The 23817-nt window shown below is 68.9% G+C and carries 27 protein-coding genes; 12 read left to right on the top strand and 15 right to left on the bottom strand.

Going from position 1 to position 23817, the window contains the following annotated elements:
* Positions 1–81: 81 nt before the first annotated feature.
* Entirely contained in the window at positions 82–1347 is a 1266-nt protein-coding gene (locus FBY21_RS23355; protein WP_044401333.1) for an Hsp70 family protein, read from the bottom strand.
* Positions 1348–1478: 131 nt separating this feature from the next.
* Here FBY21_RS23355 and FBY21_RS23360 point away from each other — a divergent pair, with 131 nt between their 5' ends.
* Positions 1479–1748: a PsiF family protein gene (locus FBY21_RS23360; RefSeq protein WP_044401336.1), complete on the top strand. Its 270-nt coding sequence runs from the start codon at positions 1479–1481 to the stop codon at positions 1746–1748.
* A gap of 25 nt (positions 1749–1773) precedes the next feature.
* On the opposite strand, the gene FBY21_RS23365 is transcribed toward FBY21_RS23360, so the two are convergent.
* Positions 1774–2211, bottom strand: a complete 438-nt coding sequence (locus FBY21_RS23365) for a YqaA family protein (protein ID WP_074970468.1) — start codon at positions 2209–2211, stop codon at positions 1774–1776.
* Positions 2212–2251: 40 nt separating this feature from the next.
* On the bottom strand, positions 2252–2569 hold the full coding sequence (locus FBY21_RS23370; RefSeq protein ID WP_107331337.1) for a hypothetical protein: 318 nt from the start codon (positions 2567–2569) through the stop codon (positions 2252–2254).
* A 250-nt stretch (positions 2570–2819) separates the two neighbouring features.
* Between FBY21_RS23370 and FBY21_RS23375 the strand changes: the two genes are divergently transcribed.
* Both FBY21_RS23375 and FBY21_RS23380 read left to right on the top strand, forming a co-directional pair.
* On the top strand, positions 2820–3689 hold the full coding sequence (locus FBY21_RS23375) for an oxaloacetate decarboxylase (protein ID WP_069560558.1): 870 nt from the start codon (positions 2820–2822) through the stop codon (positions 3687–3689).
* Positions 3690–3794: 105 nt separating this feature from the next.
* Complete coding sequence (locus FBY21_RS23380; protein ID WP_044401346.1) at positions 3795–4061, top strand: DksA/TraR family C4-type zinc finger protein; 267 nt, start codon at positions 3795–3797, stop codon at positions 4059–4061.
* A 7-nt stretch (positions 4062–4068) separates the two neighbouring features.
* Here FBY21_RS23380 and FBY21_RS23385 read toward each other — a convergent pair whose 3' ends face one another.
* The 5 genes from FBY21_RS23385 to FBY21_RS23405 form a co-directional block, all read right to left on the bottom strand.
* Positions 4069–4659: a hypothetical protein gene (locus FBY21_RS23385; protein ID WP_044401348.1), complete on the bottom strand. Its 591-nt coding sequence runs from the start codon at positions 4657–4659 to the stop codon at positions 4069–4071.
* A gap of 17 nt (positions 4660–4676) precedes the next feature.
* Positions 4677–5078 carry a DUF3592 domain-containing protein gene (locus tag FBY21_RS23390; protein WP_142014025.1) on the bottom strand — a complete coding sequence of 134 codons (402 nt, stop codon included), beginning with the start codon at positions 5076–5078 and terminating at the stop codon, positions 4677–4679.
* Positions 5079–5210: 132 nt separating this feature from the next.
* Positions 5211–5555: a DUF805 domain-containing protein gene (locus FBY21_RS23395; RefSeq protein WP_107331331.1), complete on the bottom strand. Its 345-nt coding sequence runs from the start codon at positions 5553–5555 to the stop codon at positions 5211–5213.
* Between the two features lie 224 nt (positions 5556–5779).
* Positions 5780–6061 carry a DUF2218 domain-containing protein gene (locus FBY21_RS23400; RefSeq protein ID WP_074970460.1) on the bottom strand — a complete coding sequence of 94 codons (282 nt, stop codon included), beginning with the start codon at positions 6059–6061 and terminating at the stop codon, positions 5780–5782.
* Between the two features lie 86 nt (positions 6062–6147).
* Positions 6148–6789, bottom strand: coding sequence for an NAD(P)-dependent oxidoreductase (locus FBY21_RS23405; RefSeq protein ID WP_074970458.1), 642 nt, complete (start codon positions 6787–6789; stop codon positions 6148–6150).
* A 105-nt stretch (positions 6790–6894) separates the two neighbouring features.
* On the opposite strand from FBY21_RS23405, the gene FBY21_RS23410 reads away from it, so the two are divergent.
* The 4 genes from FBY21_RS23410 to FBY21_RS23425 all read left to right on the top strand — a co-directional run bounded on the left by FBY21_RS23410 (position 6895) and on the right by FBY21_RS23425 (position 10400).
* Positions 6895–7785 carry a LysR family transcriptional regulator gene (locus FBY21_RS23410; protein ID WP_074970456.1) on the top strand — a complete coding sequence of 297 codons (891 nt, stop codon included), beginning with the start codon at positions 6895–6897 and terminating at the stop codon, positions 7783–7785.
* Between the two features lie 79 nt (positions 7786–7864).
* A complete protein-coding gene (locus tag FBY21_RS23415) occupies positions 7865–8746 on the top strand; it encodes a PA4780 family RIO1-like protein kinase (RefSeq protein WP_074970455.1) in 882 nt (293 codons plus the stop codon).
* 87 nt (positions 8747–8833) lie between these two features.
* Positions 8834–9298, top strand: a complete 465-nt coding sequence (gene bfr / locus FBY21_RS23420) for a bacterioferritin (protein ID WP_044401369.1) — start codon at positions 8834–8836, stop codon at positions 9296–9298.
* Positions 9299–9497: 199 nt separating this feature from the next.
* Positions 9498–10400, top strand: a complete 903-nt coding sequence (locus tag FBY21_RS23425) for an EamA family transporter (RefSeq protein WP_044401373.1) — start codon at positions 9498–9500, stop codon at positions 10398–10400.
* Here FBY21_RS23425 and cueR read toward each other — a convergent pair.
* From cueR to FBY21_RS23440, 3 genes are all read right to left on the bottom strand, one after another.
* Complete coding sequence (gene cueR, locus FBY21_RS23430; protein ID WP_044401376.1) at positions 10330–10767, bottom strand: Cu(I)-responsive transcriptional regulator; 438 nt, start codon at positions 10765–10767, stop codon at positions 10330–10332. The two genes, FBY21_RS23425 and cueR, sit on opposite strands and share 71 nt — an antisense overlap.
* Before the next feature lie 89 nt (positions 10768–10856).
* Positions 10857–13259, bottom strand: a complete 2403-nt coding sequence (locus FBY21_RS23435) for a heavy metal translocating P-type ATPase (RefSeq protein ID WP_142014029.1) — start codon at positions 13257–13259, stop codon at positions 10857–10859.
* A gap of 515 nt (positions 13260–13774) precedes the next feature.
* Positions 13775–14146 (bottom strand): hypothetical protein, encoded by a 372-nt coding sequence (locus tag FBY21_RS23440; RefSeq protein WP_074970449.1) that lies wholly within the window; start codon positions 14144–14146, stop codon positions 13775–13777.
* A 113-nt stretch (positions 14147–14259) separates the two neighbouring features.
* On the opposite strand from FBY21_RS23440, the gene FBY21_RS23445 reads away from it, so the two are divergent.
* Positions 14260–14457, top strand: a complete 198-nt coding sequence (locus FBY21_RS23445) for a heavy-metal-associated domain-containing protein (RefSeq protein ID WP_069563211.1) — start codon at positions 14260–14262, stop codon at positions 14455–14457.
* Between the two features lie 78 nt (positions 14458–14535).
* Here FBY21_RS23445 and FBY21_RS23450 read toward each other — a convergent pair whose 3' ends face one another.
* The gene (locus tag FBY21_RS23450) at positions 14536–15180 is read right to left on the bottom strand and encodes a TetR family transcriptional regulator (protein WP_142014031.1); all 645 of its coding nucleotides are present in this window, start codon (positions 15178–15180) and stop codon (positions 14536–14538) included.
* Positions 15181–15332: 152 nt separating this feature from the next.
* On the opposite strand from FBY21_RS23450, the gene FBY21_RS23455 reads away from it, so the two are divergent.
* The 3 genes from FBY21_RS23455 (at position 15333) to FBY21_RS23465 (ending at position 20938) form a co-directional block, all read left to right on the top strand.
* A complete protein-coding gene (locus FBY21_RS23455; protein ID WP_044413011.1) occupies positions 15333–16505 on the top strand; it encodes an efflux RND transporter periplasmic adaptor subunit in 1173 nt (390 codons plus the stop codon).
* Between the two features lie 12 nt (positions 16506–16517).
* Complete coding sequence (locus FBY21_RS23460; protein WP_142014034.1) at positions 16518–19646, top strand: efflux RND transporter permease subunit; 3129 nt, start codon at positions 16518–16520, stop codon at positions 19644–19646.
* A gap of 101 nt (positions 19647–19747) precedes the next feature.
* On the top strand, positions 19748–20938 hold the full coding sequence (locus FBY21_RS23465; RefSeq protein ID WP_142014038.1) for a multidrug effflux MFS transporter: 1191 nt from the start codon (positions 19748–19750) through the stop codon (positions 20936–20938).
* A gap of 12 nt (positions 20939–20950) precedes the next feature.
* On the opposite strand, the gene FBY21_RS23470 is transcribed toward FBY21_RS23465, so the two are convergent.
* The 3 genes from FBY21_RS23470 to FBY21_RS23480 form a co-directional block, all read right to left on the bottom strand.
* Positions 20951–21130, bottom strand: coding sequence for a hypothetical protein (locus FBY21_RS23470; protein ID WP_044413002.1), 180 nt, complete (start codon positions 21128–21130; stop codon positions 20951–20953).
* Between the two features lie 155 nt (positions 21131–21285).
* Positions 21286–22299 carry a zinc-binding alcohol dehydrogenase family protein gene (locus FBY21_RS23475; RefSeq protein ID WP_142014041.1) on the bottom strand — a complete coding sequence of 338 codons (1014 nt, stop codon included), beginning with the start codon at positions 22297–22299 and terminating at the stop codon, positions 21286–21288.
* A gap of 15 nt (positions 22300–22314) precedes the next feature.
* A complete protein-coding gene (locus FBY21_RS23480; RefSeq protein WP_044412996.1) occupies positions 22315–22608 on the bottom strand; it encodes a putative quinol monooxygenase in 294 nt (97 codons plus the stop codon).
* A gap of 95 nt (positions 22609–22703) precedes the next feature.
* Between FBY21_RS23480 and FBY21_RS23485 the strand changes: the two genes are divergently transcribed.
* On the top strand, positions 22704–23621 hold the full coding sequence (locus FBY21_RS23485) for a LysR family transcriptional regulator (protein ID WP_142014044.1): 918 nt from the start codon (positions 22704–22706) through the stop codon (positions 23619–23621).
* Positions 23622–23817 lie beyond the last annotated feature (196 nt).

Raw genomic sequence — 23817 nt, forward strand, 5'->3', positions numbered from 1 at the left:
TGACGAGGCCCTCACGGTGCCCCCGCCGCCCGGCGCCGGCAAGCGGGGCCGGCGCGAATGGGCGCGGGGGCCGACCTGCGGTCAGCCGTAGCGTTTGCGCGCTTCGATGGCCAGGCCGCTGCCGATGCTGCCGAAGGCGTTGCCTTCGACATGGCGGGCGTTGGGCAGCAGGTCGGCGACGCAGCGGCGCAGGGCGGGGATGCCGCTGGAGCCGCCGGTGAAGAACAGCGTGTCCACCTGCTCCAGGGCGACACCGGCCTGGGCCAGCATGGCCGTGACGCTGGCGCGGATGCGCTCCAGCAGCGGGCCGACGGCCTCCTCGAAGCCGGCGCGGTCCAGCGGCGCCACCAGGCCGGGCTCGACGCGGCCAAGGTCGATGGGGCGTTCCAGGGCTTCGGTCAGCTCGATCTTGCTGTCTTCCACCTGCATGGCCAGCCAGTGGCCGGCACGCTGCTCGATGAGGCGGAACAGGCGGTCGATGCCGGTGGTGTCGACGATGTCGTAGCGCATGTTCTTCAGCGCCAGCTGGGACTTCTGCGCGTAGACGGCGTTGATGGTGTGCCAGGTGGCCAGGTTGAGGTGCACGCTGGTGGGCATCAGCGCGTCGCTCTTCATGCGGCTGCCGTAGCCGAACAGCGGCATCACCCCGGCGAGGGAGAGCTGCTTGTCGAAGTCGGTGCCGCCGATGTGCACGCCGCCGGTGGCGAGGATGTCGCCCTGGCGGTCGGCCACGTCGCGGCGCGCAGGCGACAGGCGCACCAGGGAGAAGTCGGAGGTACCGCCGCCGATGTCGACGATCAGCACCAGCTCCTCGCGCTGGATCTCGCGCTCGTAGTCGAAGGCGGCGGCGATGGGTTCGTACTGGAAGGAGACGTCCTTGAAGCCGAGCTTGTGGGCGACGGCCACCAGGGTGTCCTGGGCCTCGCGGTCGGCCTCGGGGTCGTCGTCGACGAAGAACACCGGGCGGCCCAGCACAACCTGCTCGAAGGGGCGGTCGGCGGCGGCTTCGGCACGCTTCTTCAGCTCGCCGATGAAGATGCCCAGCAGGTCCTTGAAGGGCAGGGCGCTGCCCAGCACGGTGGTCTCGCTCTTGAGCAGCGGCGAGCCCAGCAGGCTCTTGAGCGAGCGCATCAGGCGGCCTTCGTAGCCTTCCAGGTATTCGTTCAGGGCCTGGCGGCCGAAAGCGGGGCGACGCTCTTCGGTGTTGAAGAAGATCACCGACGGCAGGGTGACCTTGGCGTCCTCCAGGACGATCAGCGGCTCGCAGTCCGGGCGCCACCAGCCGACGGTGGAGTTGGAGGTGCCGAAGTCGATGCCCAGGGCGCGGGCGGGGAGGGTGGTGCTCATGGTACGAACGGTCCGGGGGTGGAAAAACGGCCGCGCACTATACGCGAGGCGAGGGCGGGTTGCGCGCCCGGCCCGGCGCAGTCCGTCGCACCGTCTAGACTTGCCGGCACCACCGCCCTGGGAGTCACGCCATGAAGACGCTCCGCCTGCCCCTGCTCGTCCTCGCCCTGCTGGCCAGCCTGCCGACCCTGGCCGCCACCCCGCAGGAGAAGATGAAGTCCTGCAACGCCGACGCCACCGCCAAGGGGCTCAAGGGCGACGAGCGCAAGGCGTTCATGTCGCAGTGCCTGAAGATCACCCAGCAGGAACGCATGATCAATTGCAACAAGACGGCCTCGGACAAGGCGCTCAAGGGGGACGAACGCAAGGCCTTCATGAGCGAATGCCTGAAGAAGCCGTAGGCCGCTCACGGCCCGTCGCGACGACTTATCCCCAGCCCAGCGCCAGGGCCGCCACCACGGCGTAGCGGCCGGCCTTGGCCAGCAGCACCAGCAGCAGGAACACGCCGAGCGATTCGCGCATCAGCCCGGCTACCAGGGTGAGCGGGTCGCCGACGATCGGCAGCCAGGACAGCAGCAGGGTCCAGCGGCCGTAGCGCAGGTAGTGCCGACGGGCCCGCTCGATGGCGGATTCCGATACGGGGAACCAGCGCTTCTGGCGGAAATCCGCCAGGTAGCGCCCCAGCAACCAGTTCACCAGCGAACCCAGCACGTTGCCGACGGTGGCCACCAGCAGCAGCGCCCAGGTCGGCTGCGCGCCGTTGAGCAGCAGGCCGAGCAGCACGGCCTCCGACTGCAGGGGCAGCAGGGTGGCGGCGCCGAAGGCGGCGAGGAACAGGCTGGTGTAGGCGAGGAGGTCGGTCATGCGGGCGGGGAGCGAGGGCCGGCGGGCCCTCGCGGGGGGATCAGCGGGTGCCGTTCAGCTTCACCACGTCACCGGAAACGGTGGTGGTGTAGCCGGTCAGGACCCAGGCCCAGAACCAGTCTTCCTGGACCTGGGTGTTGATCATCGCGTCGCCGCCCTTGGCCTTGATGGCGGCCTGCTGGGCGCGGACGAAACGGTTGTTCTGCTGCACGGGGATGAAGCCCACGACCAGCAGGCCGGTGGCGCTGGCCTGGCTATGGCCGATCACGGTGTACTGGCTGCTGTCGAGGTTCTGGGTCTTCATCGGGGTGCCGGTGCAGCCGGCGAGTACCAGGGCGGACAGCAGGCCTGCGGCCATCTTGATGCGGTGTTTCACGGGTATCTCCTTGGGTTGGGCTCCGGCGATTCGTTCGCTGGGGTGCGCAATCTAGCGGAGCGGCGGGGCCCAGGTGAACTGCTTTCTGCGGGGGCATCGCTTCCGTTAAGGAAGCTGAAAGACGGAGGCGCGTAGAATGCGCCCACGGCCTATCCGCCGGTCGGTGTGACCTGGGGGTGCGATACTTGCATCCTTCTCGTCGATCAACCTTGCCTGCTGTCTGGACATCACAATGAGAAGAGCCTCCCACCATGAATTGCGCACGGCGTTCCGTGCGTTGCTGAACTCCTCCGCCTGCTACCACACCGCTTCGGTGTTCGACCCCATGTCCGCGCGCATCGCCGCCGACCTCGGTTTCGAGGTGGGCATCCTCGGCGGTTCCGTCGCCTCGCTGCAGGTGCTGGCAGCGCCGGACTTCGCCCTCATCACCCTCAGCGAGTTCGTCGAGCAGGCCGTGCGCATCGGCCGCGTGTCCCGCCTGCCGGTGATCGCCGACGCCGACCACGGTTACGGCAACGCCCTCAACGTGATGCGCACGGTGGTGGAGCTGGAGCGCGCCGGCATCGCCGCGCTGACCATCGAGGACACGCTGCTGCCGGCCCAGTTCGGCCGCAAGTCCACCGACCTGATCAGCGTCGAGGAAGGCGTCGGCAAGATCCGCGCGGCCCTCGAGGCGCGGGTCGACCCGGACCTGGCGATCATCGCCCGCACCCACGCCGGGGTGCTCGGCACCGACGAGGTGATCGCCCGCACCCAGGCCTACCAGGCCGCCGGTGCCGACGGCATCTGCATGGTCGGGGTGGAGGACTTCGAGCACCTGGAGGCCATCGCCGCCGGGCTCCACGTGCCGCTGATGCTGGTCACCTACGGCAACCCCAAGCTGCGCGACAACCAGCGCCTGGCCGACCTGGGTGTGCGCATCGTGGTCAACGGCCACGCCGCCTACTTCGCCGCCATCAAGGCCACCTACGACTGCCTGCGCGAGCAGCGCCACATCGACACCAGCGCCCCGGAGCTCAGCGCCACCGAGCTGACCCACAAGTACACGCTGCCCGAGGACTACATCGTCTGGGCGCGGGAGTACATGAACGTGAAGGAATAGCCCGGAGCGACCTCCACTTGTCGCCCACCGGCCCACGGCCTTGCAAAAGGCCGCCGGCCGCCCGCATAACTCCAGGGTCATCGACAGCGAGAACGGGAGGTCGGGATGGCCAGTGGCTGGGCGGGAGACGGCGCGGTGCAGGAGCAGATCGACAGCACCATCGAAGACGCCGTGCAGCGGGCACGCAGCCAGTTGCCCAAGGGCGAGAGCCTTACCCATTGCGAAGAATGCGACGCCGTGATTCCCCAGGCACGCCGCGAGGCGGTGCCGGGCGTGCGCCTGTGCGTGAACTGCCAGGCCGAACACGACCGCGAGAACGCCGCCTACGCCGGCTACAACCGGCGCGGCAGCAAGGACAGTCAGTTGCGCTGAGGGCGCGTCAGAACAGCGCGCCGAGGTAGGCCGCGCCGCCGGCGCCCGCCTGCAGGCCGACGTTGGCACCGCCCATCACCAGGGCGCCACGGGCCGACTTGAGCAGTTGCTGGGTCAGCATCGGCGACACCGAGAGGCTGGTCAGCGGGCTGGCGTTCATCAGCATCACCGCCGCCAGCAGCTTGGCGTCCAGGCCGAACAGCATTGCCGTGCCGGAGACCCCGGCGAGCACGCCGGCGCCCACTTCCATGTACAGGCAGGGCCCGGTGATCTCATCGCGGGTCAGGTCGCGGTCCTTGATGTCGTCGGCGACGAACACCGCGCCGTCGCTGGGGAAGGCTTCCGCCGCCCCGGCACCGCCGATGCTCTTGCCCTTGATCTTCACGTCCACCTTGCCGAAGCGCGGCAGCTTGGCGCCGATACCGAGGCCGGCGCCGATGCCGCCGTAGCGGAACGGCAGGTCCTGGCCCTGGGGCGAGCGCAGGGTGATGGAGCCGCCGCCCCCGGCGACGAAGGCGATGGTCAGGCCACCGCCGCTGGCGGTGACGTACTGCCAGCGGCTGGGGTTGGCGGGGAAGGGGATGGGCATCTGCGACATGGGTACGTCCTTGTGGGTCAGGGGCGGCGGCCGAAAAGGGTCATCAGGCCGGTGGCGGTGAACACCGCACCGAGTACGCCGAGCAGGGCGGCGGTGCCCCACAGCGCGCCGAAGTCATCCACCACGGCACTGCCGGTGGGGTCGTTGGCCTGGTAGTGGACCTTCACCGGCTGGCCGACCTGGTAGCCGAAGATCAGCCCGCCCTGGGGGTAGGAAATCCGGGCGCCGGTGCTGTCGGTAAAGGCGATCTCCGGGTGCGAGCCGCCGGCGTTCAGGGCGACCACGGCGCCGTCGGCGATCAGGGCCGACTGCAGGAAACCCATGCGGGAAGAGGCGTTGATGGCCATGGCGGCCAGCAGGGCCAGGCCGAGGAGGGCGAAGAGACCGCCCTTGAAGAGGGATACCTGGGGTTCCGACATCCTGTGGGTTCCTGAACGTCCGTTTCTGAAAGCAAGAAAGCAAAACGGGCGGTTGCCCGCCCGTTGCAGCGACTGCCGTGGGACAGTCGCGTCGCCCGAGGGTTCCCGTTCAGGCGGGAACCCCGGCCTGGATCAGGCCTTCGGGTTGGGACCGTAGGCGTTCTGGCCCGGGTCGCTGTCCTTGGCCAGCAGGTAGATCACGTACAGACCGACCAGCGGGATCAGGGCGATCAGCATGAACCAGCCGCTCTTGCCGATGTCGTGCAGGCGGCGGGCGGTGACGCCCAGGGCCGGCAGCAGGACAGCCAGGCTGTACAGGTTGGCCAGCGGCAGCAGCTTCTCGCTGATCACGCCGAAGATCACGGTCAGCGCGATGGAGATGACGAGGTTCACCAGGGTGAACATCCAGTACTCCTTGCGGCGCGCACGGCCATTGAAATCAAAATATTGCTTGAGGCACTTCAAATACCATTCCATTGCGGAACTCCCTTTCTTCGCCGCCTGGCGGCTGTTCGTGTCGATTGATGCCAGGCGTTTGGACATGGCTGGCAGAGGCTGCATGGGTCATGCAGGGACGCGACTATAGCGTTTCGTAACAAGCCGTTGCGTGTGCCGGTTCACGGGGCCGGCAAATTGCCACCCAGTCAATTTCAGGCGGCGTGGTCACGGCGGGGCGCGTCTAATGCCCGTCCCAGAGCGCCTCAGTGCCAGTTCAGCTGCAGCGCTTCCTGCCAGGCGAAGCGTTCGAAGTGGCTGGCCATCACCTCCTTGAGTCGTTCCAGGCTGACAGCGTCTTCGGCTTCTACCCGAAGCGTCAGGCCGCCGGCCTCGGCCTGGAGCAGGCCGAGGCCGATGTCGAACTGGATGCGCCCCTGCTGTTCGTCATGGCTGACGGGGATGCGGTGGGCGAAGTGCTTGCACAGCCGGCTGATGTAGCGGGCCGGGGTTTCGGTGACGACGTGGGTGGAGGCGACGAGGGTCATTGAGGGACTCCTGAACGGTGGAAACGGGAGCAGGTCGCCGGAAAAACCGGCGACCTGATTGGGTAACGCAGGGCGGGCACCCGGCTTCAGTAGCCGACGGTGAAGCGCTTGTGCAGGTGCTGGGGGTTCTCCAGCTCGTCGACGATGGCCACCGCCAGGTCGGCCACGGTGATGCGCGCCGGGTGGTCGCCGTCCATCAGCAGCTCGTTGCCGCCAATGCGGAAGCGGCCCGTGCGCGCGCCCGGCTCCAGCAGCGCCGGCGGGGAGAGGAAGGTCCAGTCCAGGTCGGTCTCGGCCTGGATCAGGTTCAGCGCCTGGCGTGCGCCCTCGGCGCCTTCCTTGTACTCGGCGGGGAACTGCGGGGTGTCGATCAGTTGCAGGCCCGGCGCGACGTACAGGCTGCCCGCCCCGCCCACCACCAGCAGGCGACGGACACCGGCCTGGCGCACGGCGTCGAAGATGGCGCGGGTGCCCTGGATGAACTGCTCGCGGATGTCGGGGTTGCCCCAGCCGGGGTTGAAGGCGTGCACCACGGCGTCGTGCCCGGCGAGGACGGCGGCGGTGGCGGCCACGTCGTGGATATCGCCCTTCACGGCGGTCAGGCGTTCATGGGCCGGCAGTTTTTCCGGGTGGCGGACCAGGGCGGTGACCTGGTGGCCGCTTTGCAGGGCTTCCTGGACGACGGCGCTGCCGACGAAACCGGTGGCACCGAGGATGGCGATCTTCATGGCTGTCTCCTGTTGAGAATCGTTTGCGACGGTCGCCATCTTGCAGCTGGATAATCAGCGGAAAAAGTGGCAAAAACCGCTTTCACAATTAAGCAGGGCTTACGAATGGAGCAGCTCAAGCGCATGGCGGTGTTCGCCACGGTGGTGGAGAAGGGCTCGATGGTCGCCGCCGGCGAAGCCCTGGGCATGAGCGCGTCCGCAGTCAGCCAGCAGATCCGCAAGCTGGAGGACGCCACCCAGGTCAGCCTGCTCCACCGCACCACCCGCAAGCTCACCCTCACCGAGGCCGGCGCGCTGTTCTACCGCAACTGCGCCCAGGTGCTGGAACTGGCGCAGCAGGCCGAACAGCGCCTGGCGGAGCTGCGCGATGCGCCGGTGGGCGAACTGCGCATCGCCGCCCCGGTGGGCTTCTCCGATCGCATGGTCACCGAGGCACTGGCGCCCCTGCTGGCCGCCCACCCCGGGCTGACGCTGCGGCTGTTCTTCGACGACGAGCAGATCGACCTGGTGGAGCGGCGCATCGACCTGGCCATCCGCGTTGGCCGCCAGGATGACTCCAGCCTGGTGGCGCGGCACCTGGGGGACTGGCCGTCGCTGCTCTGCGCCGCGCCCGGCTACCTGGCGCGGCTGCCGGCCATCGTCCGTCCCGAGCAGCTGCTGGAGCTGGACTGGGTGACCCTGCATGCCGAGCGCGCCCTGGGGCCGATCACCCTGGTCGGGCCCGGTGGCGAGGTGCAGCGGCTGCGCATCGAGAGCCGCGTCAGCTGCAACAACATCCTCTCCGCGCGCAGCTTCACCCTGGCCGGCGCCGGCCTGTCCCTGCAGCCGGAACCGGAGATCCGCGAGGAGCTGGCCAGCGGCCGGCTGCTGCGGGTGCTGCCCGACTGGCGCCCGCCGGAGATCGGCCTGTACATCGTCACCCCACGGCGCGACGCGCAGCCGGCCAAGGTGCGCTATGCCATCGAGGCCTTGCGTCACAGCCTGTCGCGGCGCTGATGGTCCTGTCGGCGCGCATGCCGTATAAAGTCGGACCATTCCAGTCCCAACCCATTTTCCCGAGGAACGCCGGCAAGGCATGAAGACACCCAAGCGCATCGAACCCCTGGTGGAGGATGGCCTGATCGACGAAGTGGTCAGGCCGCTGATGAGCGGTAAGGAAGCATCCGTCTACGTGGTGCGTTGTGGCAGCGAGTTGCGCTGCGCCAAGGTCTACAAGGAGGCCAACAAGCGAGGCTTCCGCCAGGCGGCCGAGTACCAGGAAGGGCGCAAGGTGCGTAACAGCCGCGACGCCCGGGCCATGGCCAAGGGCTCCAAGTACGGGCGCAAGGAGCAGGAAGAGAACTGGCAGAACGCCGAAGTGGCCGCCCTGTTCCGCCTGGCCAACGCCGGCGTGCGGGTGCCCAAGCCCTATGACTTCCTCGATGGCGTGCTGCTGATGGAGCTGGTCACCGACGGCTACGGCGACGCCGCCCCGCGCCTCAACGACGTCGACCTGACCCCCGAGGACGCCCGCGAATTCCACGCCTTCATGATCGGCGAGATCGTCAAGATGCTCTGCGCCGGCCTGGTCCATGGCGACCTGTCCGAGTTCAACGTGCTGCTCGACCCCTACGGCCCGGTGATTATCGACCTGCCCCAGGCGGTGGACGCCGCCGGCAACAACCACGCCTTCCGCATGCTCGAGCGCGACGTCGGCAACATGGCCGCGTACTTCGGCCAGTTCGCCCCCGAACTGCGCTACACCCGTTACGCCAAGGAAATGTGGGCGCTCTACGAGGACGGCAAGCTGACCCCGGATACCCGGCTCACCGGCCAGTTCACCGAGCCCGAGGAAGCGGCCGACGTGGATGCGGTGATGCGCGAGATCAAGGCCGCCCTCGCCGAGGAGGAGCGCCGCCAGGCACTGCTGAAGGACACCAGCGACGAACCGCCGACCCCGCCCTGGATGAAGGAGTGAGGGTGTGGCATCGGGCTGCTTGACCGGGCGGTTCCCGAGGACGACCATTGCGCCCTCGGATCACCGCGTTTGCAGGGGAGAACACAGATGAAAGGGCAAGCGGAAGTCGTCGAATACCTCAAGGATCTGCTGCGAGGTGAGCTGGCCGCACGCGACCAGTACTTCCTGCACTCGCGCATGTATGCCGACTGGGGCTTCACCAAGCTCTACGAGCGCATCAACCACGAGATGGAGGAAGAGACCGAACACGCCGATGCCCTGTTGCAGCGCATCCTCTTCCTGGAAAGCACCCCGGACATGACGCCCAAGGCCATCCACCCCGGCGCCACCGTGCCGGAGATGCTGCGCTCGGACCTCAACCTCGAATACGAAGTGCGCGCCGCGCTGAGCAAGGGCATCACCCTGTGCGAGCAGCATGGCGACTACGTCAGCCGCGACATCCTCGCCCTGCAGCTGCAGGACACCGAGGAAGACCACGCCTACTGGCTGGAACAGCAACTGGGGCTGATCGACCGGGTCGGCCTGCAGAACTACCTGCAATCCCAGAGCTGATCGGCCTCGCAACCGTTCATGTAAAAGCCCCCGGAGAGATGCCTCTCCGGGGGCTTTTTCGTGGCGGCGGGCCGGTCTTCTGTTGCGGCCCTGTACGGTCCTGTAGCCGCCCCTGTATCCCCCGAATCCCCGGAATCTGTATCCATACAGCCTCCCTGTGACCTGCTAGCGTGGCCCACCCGCTCCCGGAATCCCTGCCATGCCGTTGCCGCACATCCTCCTTGCCCTGCTGGTCACCCTGGTCTGGGGCGTGAACTTCGTCGTCATCAAGCTCGGGCTCGGCGAGTTTCCGCCGCTGCTGTTCTGCGCCCTGCGTTTTGCCCTGGCGGCGACGCCCTTGCTGTTCCTGCGCGGGCCGCTGCCGGCGCCGTTGTGGCGGATCGTGCAGATCGGGCTGCTGCTGGGGGTGTTCAAGTTCGGGGTGCTGTTCATCGGCATGAAGCTGGGCATGCCGGCCGGGCTGACCTCGCTGGTGCTGCAGAGCCAGGTGTTCTTCACCGTGCTGATCGCGGCGCTGGTGCTGGGCGAGCGGCCCACGCTGCGGGCGTTGGCGGGCCTGGCGTTGGCGGCTTCGGGGCTGGTGCTGATCGGCCTGGAACGGCCCCTGGGCGACAGCCTGCTGGCCTTCGTGCTGGTGCTGGTGGCGGCCCTGGCCTGGGCCTTCGCCAACATCGCCACCAAGCGCGCCGGTGCCAGCGACATGCTGCGGCTGATCTGCTGGGTGAGCCTGGTGCCGCCCTTGCCGCTGCTGGCGCTGTCCTGGGTGTTCGAGGGGCCGCAGGCGATGGCGGCGGCCTTTGCCCACGCCAGCCTCACCGGCTACCTGTCCCTGGCGTTCGTGGCCTTCGGTGCCACCACCCTGGGGTTCGCCCTGTGGAGCTTCCTGCTCAGTCGCCACCCGGCGAGCCTGGTGACGCCCTTCGCCCTGGCGGTGCCGATTTCCGGGCTGCTGTCCGGCTGGTTGCTGCTGGGCGAGGCCCTCAGCCCGTCGGCGCTGGCGGCCTGTGCCCTGGTGTTCGTCGGCCTGGCGATCACCGTGTTGCCGAAGGACCTGCTGGGGCGCCTGTTGCCCCGCAGCAACCGCCCGATGCCAGGTCCTTGAGGATCGGGCAATCGGGGCGGTGATCGCCCTGGCAGTGGTCCACCAGCTCCTGCAGGGTGTCGCGCAGGCCCACCAGCTCGGCGATGCGCTGGTTCAGTTCGTCGATGTGGGCATTGGCCAGGGCCTTCACGTCGGCGCTGGCACGGCCCCGGTCGCGCCACAGGGTGAGCAGGCGGCCCACTTCCTCCAGCGAGAAGCCCAGGTCCCGTGAGCGGCGGATGAAGGCAAGGCTGTGCAGGTCCTGCTCGCTGTACTGCCGGTAGCCGCTGTCGCTGCGGCCGGCCTCGGGGAGCAGGCCGATGGACTCGTAGTAGCGGATCATCTTCGCGGTGAGCCCGCTCTTCTTCGCGGCCTGGCCGATGTTCATGCAGCTGTCCTCTTGGGTTGAGGTATCCGGGCGCCCCTTGTGGGGCACTTGGCGAGTGGATTTGCCCCTGCCAGAACGGCGTCCTGGCATCAGTCTTCCGTGTGTTTCTCCCCGGCCGGTTTCCAGGTCTTCAGCAGGAGGGCGTTGCTCACCACGCTGACGCTGGAGAGGGCCATCGCGGCGCCGGCGACCACCGGGTTGAGCATGCCGGCGGCGGCGAGCGGGATGCCCACCAGGTTGTAGATGAAGGCCCAGAACAGGTTCTGGCGGATCTTGCCGTAGGTGCGCCGGGCGATGTCGAGGGCGGCGGGGACCAGGCGCGGGTCGCCGCGCATCAGGGTGATGCCGGCGGCGTGCATGGCCACGTCGGTGCCGCCGCCCATGGCGATGCCCACGTCGGCGGCGGCCAGGGCGGGGGCGTCGTTGATGCCGTCGCCGACCATCGCCACCACCGCGCCGCCGGCCTTCAGCCGGGCCACCTCGGCGGCCTTGTCGGCGGGCAGCACTTCGGCGTGCACGTCGTCGATGCCCAGTGCTTCGGCCACCACCCGGGCGCTGCCGCGGTTGTCGCCGGTGATCAGGTGGCTGGCGATGTGGCGTCCGCGCAGGGCCTGCACGGCATCGCGGGCACCCTCCTTGAGGCTGTCGCCGAAGGCGAACAGGCCGAGTACCTGTGCCTGGGGTTGCAGCGCCAGCAGCCAGGACAGGGTGCGGCCCTCGGCTTCCCAGGCCTGTGCGGAGGCCAGCAGGGCGCCGCCGTCGAGGCCGTGCTCGTCCAGCAGGCGGCGGTTGCCCAGGGCCAGCAGGCGGCCCTCGACCCGGCCCTGGATGCCACGCCCGGTGAGGGACTGGCTGTCGCCCACCTCGGGCACCGCCAGGCCGCGCTCGTTGCAGGCATCCAGCACCGCCTTGGCCAGCGGGTGCTCGCTGCCGCGCTGCAGGGCGCCGGCCCAGGCCAGCAGGTGCGCGTCGTCGCCATCGGCAGCGGCGAGGTGGGTGATGCGCGGGCTGCCGGAGGTGAGGGTGCCGGTCTTGTCGAAGGCCACGGCGGTGACGGCGTGGGCCACCTCCAGGGCTTCGGCGTCCTTGATCAGGATGCCGTGGCGGGCCGCGACGCCGGTGCCGGCCATGATCGCCGTCGGCGTGGCCAGGCCGAGGGCGCAGGGGCAGGCGATCACCAGCACGGCGACGGCGTTGATCAGCGCCGTCTCCAGCGCCGCGCCTGCCAGCAACCAGCCGCCGAGGGTGGCCAGGGCGATCAGCAGCACTGTCGGGACGAACACCTGGCTGACCCGGTCCACCAGCTTCTGGATCGGCGCCTTGGCCGCCTGGGCGTCTTCCACCAGGCGGATGATCCGCGCCAGCACCGTCTCGCCGCCGAGGGCGGTGGTGCGCACCCGCAGGCGCCCCTCGCCGTTGATGGCGCCGCCGGTGACACGGTCGCCCGGGGCCTTGGGCACCGGCAGGCTCTCACCGCTGATCAGCGCCTCGTCGGCGTGGCTCTGACCTTCCAGCACCTCGCCGTCCACCGGGAAGCGCTCGCCGGGTTTCACCAGCACCTCGTCGCCCAGCTGGAGTTCGGCAATGGCCACGTCTTCCTCGCGACCGTCGCGCAGGCGGATGGCACGCTCGGGGCGCAGGGCTTCCAGGGCGCGGATGGCGGCGCTGGTCTGGCGCTTGGCGCGGCTCTCCAGGTACTTGCCCAGCAGCACCAGGGCGATGACCACCGCCGAGGCTTCGAAATACAGGTGCGGCACGTGGCCGGGGTGGGCGGTGGCCCACTGGTAGAGGCTCAGGCCGTAGCCGGCGCTGGTGCCGATGGCCACCAGCAGGTCCATGTTGCCGGCGCCGGCGCGCACGGCCTTCCAGGCGGCGCGGTAGAAGCGCGCGCCGAGGATGAACTGCACCGGCGTGGCCAGGGCGAACTGCACCCAGGCCGGCAGCATCCAGTGCAGGCCGAAGGGTTCCACCAGCATCGGCAGCACCAGCGGGGCCGCCAGCAGCAGGGCCAGTGCCAGGGCCAGGCGCTCCCGTTGCAGCGCCTGGCGGGCGCGGGCCTCGCTGTCATCGGCGTGCTCGGCCTGGTGCAGCCGCGCCTGGTAGCCGGCGCGGGTCACGGCCTGGATCAGCGCCTGGTCGTCCACCCCGTCCAGCCGCTGCACGCTGGCCCGCTCGCTGGCCAGGTTGACGCTCACCTCCAGCACCCCTGGCACCTTGGCCAGGGCACGCTCCACGCGGCCGGCGCAACTGGCGCAGGTCATGCCGCCGATCTCCAGTTCCAGGCGCCCCTGGGGCACCTCGTAGCCAGCCCGCTGCACCGCCTCGCGCAGGGCGGGCAGGGCATCGGCGGGAGCCTGGACCCGGGCCTGCTCGCGGGCCAGGTTGACGCTGGCGGACTCCACGCCAGGCACCTTGGCCAACGCGCGCTCCACGCGGCCGGCGCAGCTGGCGCAGGTCATTCCAGTGATGGGCAGGTCGAACGATACGGTCATGGCTGATCCTCCTCGTGGGGCACAGGATCAACCTTGACCCCGTGGCAAGGTCAAGAGGGGAGAGGGCTGCTGAGGAAAAGCCGGTGGGTTTTCGATGGCGATGTTCCAGTGCCCTGTTTCAACGCCAAGCTGGTTATCGAGTTCTGCGGATGTTTCTTGTTTCGCCCTCCCGGGCGAGCCCCTTTTGGCAGTCGCCCCAAAAGGAGCCAAAAGGGCTTGCCCCTGCATACGGGTCCCGCGTTGCGGGACTCCCCTCGCTCCATCATCGTTCCAGGGGCCCGCGCTGACGGGCCATCCCTGGCCCGGCAGCGCTCTCGCGACATCCATGTCGCTCAACCCCTTCCACGATGACTTCGCTCGGCCTCCTGAAGGGGCGGCTTTCCCCGCCTCACCTTTCTCGACCAGGCATGAATCCAGAGTGCGCTCGAAAATTGCTCATCGAGCGAGAGCAGTCTGCAGGTCTGGTTCTAGAACGGCGGAACAGAACGTCGTTGAGTGCCCTTTCCAAAGACGTGTCAGGGCAACGGCACCGACGGAATCAGATACAACCCATGGTCGTTCATGCCCAGTTCATAGCGGCTGACCATTCCGGCCTGCAGGGTGATGGTCTGCGGCTCCTGCACGCCCATGCCGGCACGGCAGGGAGCGGCGTCGAGCAGGCCGAGGCGCACCGAAACCCGGCCCGGAGGCAGGTTCAGCTCCACCGACTGGCCCTGCACCAGGCGCGCAATGAGACGGTCCTGAACGTAGAGGGCCACGTCGCAGCCGGTGGCCAGCTGCATCCGCTCGCGGGAGACCACGAGCATGCCGTAGTTGAGCGGCGCTTCCGCACGGGCCAGGCCGGGCAGGGCGAGCAGGGCCGCGAGCAACAGGGTGAGGGCTTTCATGACAGGGCTCCGGAGGGGCAGTGGAGCAAGTGTAGGTGCGCGGGGCTTGACCTTGCCACGGTGGCAAGGCGGACACTGCGGGCCGTTCATCCAGCCATCACGAGGAGTCGATCATGCAAGTGTTCAAGGTCCAGGGCATGTCCTGTGGTCATTGCGTACGCGCCGTCACCGAGGCGGTGCAGGCCCGCGACGCGGCGGCGGAGGTCCAGGTGGACCTGGGCGCCGGTGAAGTGCGAGTGGCCAGCCGCCTGGCGGCCGAGCAGGTACTGGAGGCCATCCGCGAGGAGGGCTACCCGGCAGAGCTGGCCTAGCGTTCAAAGCCCCCGAAAACTGCCTGTGTTGTCATCGCTGCGTTGCGCTGATGACCTCGACCAGGTTTTCGAGCCCCTTTAGGCCGACGCGCTGCGCAGCACTTCATCCCAGTCACGGATCAGCCCACGGAACACCGCGTCCAGCAGCGGCGCGGTGTCCTGCTGCGGGTCGAACAGGGAGATGTCGCGGGTCCAGTCGGTGAACAGGCCGAGGATCTGTGCATGCAGCCCGCGCGAGGCCAGGCGCGGGGTGAGCCCCGGGTGCAGGCGCTCGACGCAGCCGGGCAGCGCGAACAGTGCCTCGCACAGGTCGATGAACTGGTTGACGAAGGCGTTGTGGCGGTCCTCCGCCTCGCGCAGTTCCTCGGTGAACTCGCAGCGGTGCAGGAGGATGGTGAAGATGCGCTTGCGCTGAGCGTCCACCGCCAGTGAGGTGATCGCCTCGATGGACAGGTTGCGCAGCGACAGCAGCGCGTCGCGGCCGCTGTAGCCGCAGAGGCGTTCGGTCATCTGCTCCGGGGGCAGGCGCACCTGGTTGAGCATCTCGTGGAACAGGTGGGCCTTGTTCTGGAAGTGCCAGTAGACGGCGCCCCGGGTCACGCCCGCAGCCCGGGCGATCTGTTCCAGGGAGGTATGGGCCACGCCGTTCTCGAGGAACAGCAGCTCGGCGGCGGCCAGGATGTCGGCGCGGGTTTTCTCCGCTTCTTCTTTGGTTCTGCGCATAGCAGTCAGGTGAATAGTGTCTAGGCTTCTTCTCGGGAGTCGGATTCTAGCGACATTGCTGCCGCCCCGGCGCTTCGGCTTCCCCTCTTTTCGTCCTCTCAATCGAAATGCCATTCCACCCGTCCTGGCAGGAATGGCCGTGGAGAATCGCCATGCCGCTCGCTCGCCGCCTGCCCTTGCGCCACGCCCTGCCGGTCGTCGCCTGCCTGCTGTCCGGTCCCCTGGCCGCGGCGGACGCCCCCGCCGGAGGGGGCGCACCGGCGCCCGAGGTACTGGTGGAGACGGTGCGCGAGGGGCCCCTGCCGCTGGTGCTGGAGTACGCCGGGCGTACCGCCGGCTACCGCGAGGTGGAGGTGCGCGCGCAGGTCAGCGGCATCCTCCAGGAGCGCACCTACCAGGAGGGCGCGCGGGTGCAGAAGGGCCAGGTGCTGTTCCGCATCGACCCGCGCACCTACCAGGCCGCCCTGGGCAGCGCCAAGGGCGCGCTGGCCCAGGAGCAGGCGCGCTACCGGCAGACCGAGCGCGACCTCCGGCGCGTGCGCGAGCTGCAGAAGAAGGGCTTCGCCAGCGAGAGCGAGCTGGACAACGCCATCTCCAACTTCGAGCAGAGCAAGGCCAACGTGCAGGCCGCCGAGGCCAACGTCCAGGCCAAGCAGATCGACCTCGACTACACCACGGTGAAGGCGCCCATCAGCGGCATCACCAGCAAGGAGACCCGCTCCGAGGGCAGCCTGGTGGTGGCCGGCGACCCAAACTCCAGCCTGCTGACCCAGCTCACCCAGCTGGACCCGCTGTACGTCAACTTCGGCTACCCCGACACCGAGGCCGAGCGCCTGCGCGAGGGCGTGCAGAGCGGCCGCCTGACCTTGCCGGCCGACGGCAAGCTGACCGCCGTGCTGAAGTTCGGCGACAGCTCCACCTACCCGCTGGAGGGCCGGGTGGACTTCACCGACAGCTTCGTCAACACCGGCACCGGCACCGTCAGCGCCCGCGCGGTGGTGCCCAACCCCGAGCAGAAGCTGCTGCCGGGCCAGTTCGTGCGGGTGCTGATTAAGGGCATCACCCGCCCCGGTACCATCACCGTGCCGGAGCGCGCGCTGTCCCAGGGGCCGCGCGGCACCTTCGTGTTCGTGGTGGACAAGGACGGCGTGGCGCGCATGCGCGAGGTGAAGACCGGCGACACCACCGAGGGCCGCTGGGTGATCCTCTCCGGCGTCTCCGCCGGGGACCGGGTGATCGTCGAGGGCCTGCCCCGGGTGCGTCCGGACGCGCCGGTGAAGGCGGTGGAAGCCCCCGCCGATGGCACCCCGCCGAAGCAGTCCTGAGGAGGGCGCGCCGTGATCTCGCGATTCTTCATCGACCGGCCGGTGTTCGCCGCGGTCATCTCCATCGTCATCATGCTCGGCGGCCTGGCCGCCATGCGCGCGCTGCCCATCGCCCAGTACCCGGAGATCCTCCCGCCGCAGGTCTCGGTGACCGCCAGCTACCCCGGCGCCAGCTCCCAGGTGATCGCCGAGACGGTGGCGGCGCCGCTGGAGCAGGGCATCAACGGCGTGCAGGGGATGATCTACCAGCTGTCCAACTCCGACAGCAACGGCGCCATGAGCCTGACCGTGTACTTCCAGGTGGGCACCGACCCGGACCAGGCCACCATCGACGTCAACAACAAGGTCCAGGCGGCGCTGGCGAAGCTGCCCGAGGAGGTGCGCCGGCAGGGCGTGAAGGTGGAGAAGAAGTCCTCCGACATCCTCCAGGTGGTGACGCTGTTCTCCCCGGACAATTCCCGCGACCCGATCTACATCAGCAACTACGCGCTGATCAACGTGATCGACGAGCTCAAGCGCATCCCCGGCGTCGGTGATGCCAGCCAGTTCGGCTCGAAGAACTACTCCATGCGCATCTGGCTGCGGCCGGACAAGCTGGCCCAGTACAACCTGACGCCCACCGACGTGGTCAAGGCGATCCAGGAACAGAACTCCCAGTTCGCCGCCGGCAGCTTCGGCAAGCAGCCGCTCAACCAGCCCCAGGACTTCACCTACACCGTCACCACCCAGGGCCGCTTCACCGACCCGAAGGAGTTCGAGAGCGTCATCCTGCGCACCGACGCCACCGGCGCCAGCCTGCTGCTCAAGGACGTGGCGCGGGTCGAGCTGGGGGCTCAGGACTACTCGCTGATGACCTCGCTGAACGGCCAGCAGAACGCTGCCTTCGGCATCTACCTGCAGCCCGGCGCCAACGCCCTGGACACCGCCGAGGCGGTGCGCCAGACCATGGACCGCCTGGCCAAGCGCTTCCCCCAGGGCATCGACTACAAGATCCCCTACGACACCACCAAGTTCGTCAAGGTCTCCATCGAGGAGGTGATCCACACCTTCGTCGAGGCCCTGGTGCTGGTGATGCTGGTGGTCTACCTGTTCCTGCAGAACTGGCGCGCCACGCTGATCCCGGTGCTGGCCATCCCGGTGTCGCTGATCGGCACCTTCGCCGGCATGTACCTGCTGGGCTTTTCCATCAACCTGCTGACGCTGTTCGGCATGGTGCTGGCCATCGGCATCGTGGTGGACGACGCCATCGTGGTGCTGGAGAACGTCGAGCGGGTGATGCGCACCGAGAAGCTCGGCCCGCGCGAGGCGGCGATCAAGGCCATGGAGGAGGTGACCGGGCCGATCATCGCCATCGTGCTGGTGCTCTGCGCGGTGTTCGTCCCGGTGGGCTTTCTCGGTGGCCTGGCGGGGCAGATGTACAAGCAGTTCGCGATCACCATCGCGGTGTCGGTGGTGATCTCCGGCATCGTCGCGCTGACCCTCTCGCCGGCGCTCTGCGCCCTGCTGCTCAAACCCACCCATGAGGAGCCGGCAGCGCCGTTCCGCTGGTTCAACCGGGCCTTCGACCGCGCCACCGACGGCTACACCGCCGGGGTGCGCTTCTTCCTCAAGCGCAGTGCCATCGGCTTGCTGCTGTTCGGCGGGATGATCGCGCTGATGGTCATGCTGTTCGGCCGGGTGCCCGGCTCCCTGGTTCCCGACGAGGACCAGGGCTACGTGATCAACGCCTACTTCCTGCCGCCGGCCGCCTCCCTCACCCGTACCGAGGAAGTCACCAGCGCCGTCACCGAGCAGCTGATGAAGCACCCGGCGGTACAGGACGTGGTCACCTTCGCCGGCTTCGACGTGCTCACCTTCGGCACCCGCAGCAACGCCGGGGTGTCGTTCATCCCGCTGAAGGACTGGAAGGAGCGCACCACCGCGGACCTCGACGCGCGCAACCTGCCGCGCGCGTTCATGGCCATGGGCGCCGGGCAGAAGGACGGCGTGGTGATGACCTTCAACCCGCCGCCGATCACCGGCATGAGCACCACCGGCGGCTTCGAGGCCTACCTGCAGGACCGCTCCGGCGGCTCCATCGCGCAGCTGCAGGCGATCGTCGGCAAGTTCATCGCCGCCGCCGCCAAGCGCCCCGAACTGGCCGGCGTCAGCACCACCTTCAATGCCAACGTGCCGCAGTACTTCCTCGACCTGGACCGCACCAAGGCCCGCGCCCTGGGGGTGGCGGTGAACGATGTGTTCACCGCCATGCAGTCCACCTTCGGCAGCTACTACGTCAACGACTTCACCCTCTACGGACGCACCTGGCAGGTGAGCCTGCAGGCCGAGGCGGACTTCCGCCGCAAGCCCGAGGACCTCAGCCAGGTGTACGTGCGCTCCGCCTCCGGCGACCTGGTGCCGCTGTCGTCCCTGGTGCGGGTGCAGCGCATCCTCGGGCCGGACTCCTACGCGCGCTTCAACGTCTACCCGGCAGCCAAGATCCTCGGCGGCCCGGCGCCGGGCTACAGCTCGGGGCAGGCGCTGGCGGCCATGCAGGCGGTGGCGGACGAGGTGCTGGGCGAGGACTACAGCCTGGGCTGGGTCGGCTCGGCCTACCAGGAGCTGGCCACCCAGGGCTCGGGGGGCACCGCCTTCCTGTTCGGGCTGATCATCGTGTTCCTCATCCTCGCCGCCCAGTACGAGCGCTGGACGCTGCCCATCGCGGTGGTCACCGCCGTGCCCTTCGCGGTGTTCGGCGCCATCCTCGCGGTGTGGCTGCGCGGGTTGTCCAACGACGTGTACTTCCAGGTGGGGCTGGTGACGCTGATCGGCCTGGCAGCGAAGAACGCCATCCTCATCATCGAGTTCGCCGTGCTCTGCCGGCAGCAGGGCATGGGCATCTTCGAGTCGTCCCTGGAGGCGGCGCGCCTGCGCTTCCGGCCCATCGTGATGACCTCCCTGGCCTTCATCCTCGGCTGCGTGCCGCTGGCGATCAGCAGTGGTGCGGGCTCGGCGAGCCGACATTCCATCGGCACCGGGGTGATTGGCGGTATGCTAGCGGCCACGGTGCTGGCAACCTTCCTCATCCCGATGTTCTACCTGCTGGTGGAATCCGCTGCCGACAGGTTGGGGCGCAAGAAGAAGGCACCGGCCGCCGAGTGACGTCCGGCGCCCTCCGGACATCGAACCGCACGCCCGCTCCACGGTCTCTTTTGCAGTCAACGGCGCCGCCCTCGGGGCGGCGCCCTGTTTTCAGGTGAACCATGAATTTCCGCATCCTGCTGATCCTGGGGGCGCTGAGTGCCTTCGGCCCCATGGCGATCGATTTCTACCTGCCCAGCTTCCCGGCCCTGGCCAAGGCGTTCGCGACCGACGTCGAGCACGTCCAGCTGAGCCTGGCGGCCTACTTCGTCGGCCTGGCCATCGGCCAGTTGCTCTACGGGCCCATCGCCGACCGCTTCGGCCGGCGCCCGCCGCTGCTGGCTGGGGTGACGCTGTTCACCCTGGCCTCGGTGGCCTGCGCCCTGGCACCGAGCCTGGAGTGGCTGATCGCCGCGCGCTTCATCCAGGCCCTGGGTGGCTGTGCGGGGATGGTGGTGTCGCGGGCGGTGGTGCGTGACCTGTGCGACCCGGTGTCCTCGGCCAAGGTGTTCTCCCAGCTGATGCTGGTGATGGGGCTGGCACCGATCCTCGCGCCCCTGGGCGGCGGGCTACTGCTGGAGAGTTTCGGCTGGCCGTCGATCTTCTACGCGTTGACCCTGTTCAGCGCGCTGGTGCTGGCCGGGGTCTGCGCCTGGCTGCCGGAAACCCTCACCCACGGTGACGAGCGCCCGCCGTTGCGCGGTGCCCTGGGGCAGTACCGGCGCCTGCTGGGGGACGGGGTGTTCATCGGCTATGCGCTGTCCGGCGGGTTGGCCATGGCCGGCATGTTCGCCTACATCGCCGGTTCGCCCTTCGTCTTCATCCAGCTCTATGGCGTGCCGGCCGAGCACTACGGCTGGTTGTTCGGCAGCAACGCGCTGGGCTTCATCCTGGCGGCCCAGGTCAACGCCTGGCTGATGCGCTTCCACGGCCCGGCCTATTGGCTGCGGCGGATGGTCTGGGTGCTGCTGGGCTTCGCCGTGGCGATGCTGGTGGTGGCCCATGCCCACACCGAGGCGCTGTGGCCGCTGCTGGTGCCGCTGTTCTGCGCCACCGCCTGCCTGGGCTGCATCATCCCCAACGCGTCGGCCTCGGCCATGGCCGGCCAGGGTCGCCACGCCGGCAGCGCCTCGGCGCTGATGGGCAGCCTGCAGTTCAGCGTCGCCGCCGGTGCCGCGGCCCTGGTGGGCGTGCTGCACGACGGCACGGCGGTGCCCATGGCGACCGTCATCGCGCTCTGCGCAACGGGGGCGGTGAGCGCGTCCACCTTCACCTGGTGGCGGACGCGCGGGCAGCCTTCAGTGCTGGGCTAGCAGTCTCAGGGGTCAGCCGACGGCTCGTCGGGGCTGTTCGGGCAGGACGTGGGGCGCCTTGAGGCGGGCCTCCAGCACGGCGACGAAGCGTTGCGCCTCGGCCTCGGTGCGGAAGCTGACGGCGTGCTGATCGATGCACACCTGCCAGCTGGGGCCCTGGGCGGTACGGGTAGGACGGACGAGCACTTTCATGGTGGTCACCTCCCTGGTTCGAAAAATTCGAGCACCCAGTGTAGAGCGCGGAGATGGCCCGGAAATGACATCGGTCAATGGCCCGACTGGCGGTCGGGCCATTGACCATCGAGGCGACCGACGGGCACCCCGGTGACAGGGTGCCCGGCGCGGCCTCAGAAGCCTTCGAGCACGATCTTGCCCTTGGCCTTGCCGCTCTCCAGCAGGGCGTGGGCGCGCTTGAGGTTGGCCGCCTCGATGCGCCCGTAGTGCTCGCCGAAGGTGGTCTTCAGCACGCCCTGGTCGATCAGCTCGCTGACGCGGTTCAGCAGCTTGTGCTGCTCGATCATGTCGGCGGTCTCGAACATCGAGCGGGTGTACATGAACTCCCAGTGCAGCGAGATGCTCTTGCGCTTGAGCTTGAGCACGTCGAGGCCGGCCGGGTCGTCGATCAGCGCCAGCTTGCCCTGGGGCGCCAGGGCTTCCACCAGTTGCTCCAGGTGCTGGTCGGTCTGGGTCAGGCTGGCGACGTGGGTGACGCTGTCGAGGCCGATGCGCTTGAGTTCGGCCGCCAGCGGCTGGCTGTGGTCGATGACGTGGTGGGCGCCCAGCTCGCGGGCCCAGGCCTGGGTTTCCGGGCGCGAGGCGGTGCCGATCACCGTCAGCCCGGTGAGCCGGCGGGCCAGCTGCACGAGGATGGAGCCGACGCCACCGGCCGCGCCGACCACCAGCAGGCTCTGGCCCTGGTCAGCCTGGCCCTCGGCGATGCCGAGGCGGTCGAACAGCAGCTCCCAGGCGGTGATGGCGGTCAGCGGCAGGGCGGCGGACTTGGCGAAGTCCAGGCTCTGCGGGCGCTTGCCGACGATGCGCTCGTCCACCAGGTGCAGCTCGGCGTTGCCACCGGGGCGGGTCAGGGCGCCGGCGTAGAACACCTCGTCACCGGGCTGGAACAGGCTGACGTCACCGCCCACCGCCTTGACCACGCCGGAAACATCCCAGCCCAGTACGCGGGGCTGGCCGTTCTCGGGGGCGGCGTTGCGGCGGATCTTGGTGTCCACCGGGTTCACCGAAATGGCGCGGACCTCCACCAGCAGGTCACGCGGGCCCGGGGTCGGCTCGGGCAGGTCGATGTCCTGCAGGGCGTCGGGGTGGTCGATGGGCAGGTTCTGGAAATAGGCAACGGCTTTCATCGGGGGCTCCTGGGTTCAGGCGAGGTGTTCGAGAAGGGTGAGGGTGACGCCCTTGAGGCGGCTGCCGTGGGCATCGCCGAAGTGGCGGTAGTGGGCGGTGGCCTGGTGCGCAGCGAGTGCGGCGTCGTCGCGCCAGGTCTCCAGCATGACGAAGCGCAGGGCGTCGGCACGGTCCCGGTGCAGGTCGTACTGCAGGCAGCCGGGTTCGCTGCGGCTGGCGGCGACCAGCTCCCGCAGCGCGGCTTCCACGGCCTCGGCCTGGCCGGGTTGGGCGTCGATGTGGGCGATCAGGTGCAGGGGCGAGGTCATGGTGGCTCTCCGGGAACGATGGCGCATAGGTTGGGCTATTTCGCGGCGTGGAGAAATCCGCTAGAAGGCGACAGTCTTTCAAAGGAATTTTGAAAATGCTGCGCCTCGACGACCTCAGCCTGTTCGTCTGCACTGCCGACCGGGGCAGCCTCTCCGCTGCAGCCCGCGAGCTGGACATCTCCCCGGCCGTGGCCAGCGCCGCCCTGAAGCGCCTGGAGGCCAAGCTGGAGACGCGCCTGCTGATCCGCTCCACCCGCAGCCTGCGCCTGACCCCGGAGGGCGAGCAGTTCCTGGTCCACGCCCGCGAGGCGCTGCGCAGCCTGGAGGAGGGCCGGCGGCAGCTGGCCGGCGGCCGCGAGGGCATCAGCGGCACCCTGCAGCTGTCGGCACCCTCGGACTTCGGCCGCAACGTGCTGCTGCCCTGGCTCGACGCCTTCCAGGCCGAGCACCCGCGCCTGGCCCTGCGGTTGTACCTGAGCGACCGCACCGCCGACCTGTTCCGCCAGCCGGTGGACATCGCCCTGCGCTACGGCGAGCCGGAGGACTCCAGCCTCGTCGCGCTGCCCATCGCCCCGGACAACCGCCGGGTGCTCTGCGCCGCCCCTGAATACTTCGCCCGCCACGGCCGCCCGGCCCAGCCCGAGGACCTGACCGGGCACACCTGCCTGCTCTACCTGCTGGGCGGCCGCGCCCACGACCGCTGGAGCTTCGAGGACGGGCGCCGCACCCACCTGGTCAGCGTGGCGGGCGACCGCCTCTGCGACGACGCCGACGTGGTGCGGCGCTGGGCGGTGGCCGGGCGCGGGCTGACCTACAAGTCCTGGCTGGACGTGGCCGGCGACGTGGCCGCCGGGCGCCTGCAACTGGCCCTGGAGCGCTACCGGGGCGAGCCCACGCCGCTGAACCTGGTGTGCGCCCACCGCGACCAGCTGGGCAAGCCGGTGAAGCTGCTGCGGGAGTTCCTCCGCGAGCGCTGCGACGAGCTGCTGCGCCGCGCGCCCTGGACGCGCTGACGGAAAGCGCGCCCGCAGGGTTGCTCATGGCCCGGCTTCGGCTATCGTGGGCGCCTGCAGGGCACTTCCAGACGTGGCTTGCCGGGTGAAACACGGGCTCGTGCGCGAGTCCGATCAACATGCTCATCGACACCGCGTAAACTGCACTTTTTTCGCTTGTTTGATCTTGCGCTGACCGGCTCGCCTACCTTTTCAA

Source organism: Pseudomonas sp. SLBN-26, assembly GCF_006715895.1.
Taxonomy (GTDB): Bacteria; Pseudomonadota; Gammaproteobacteria; order Pseudomonadales; family Pseudomonadaceae; genus Metapseudomonas; species Metapseudomonas otitidis.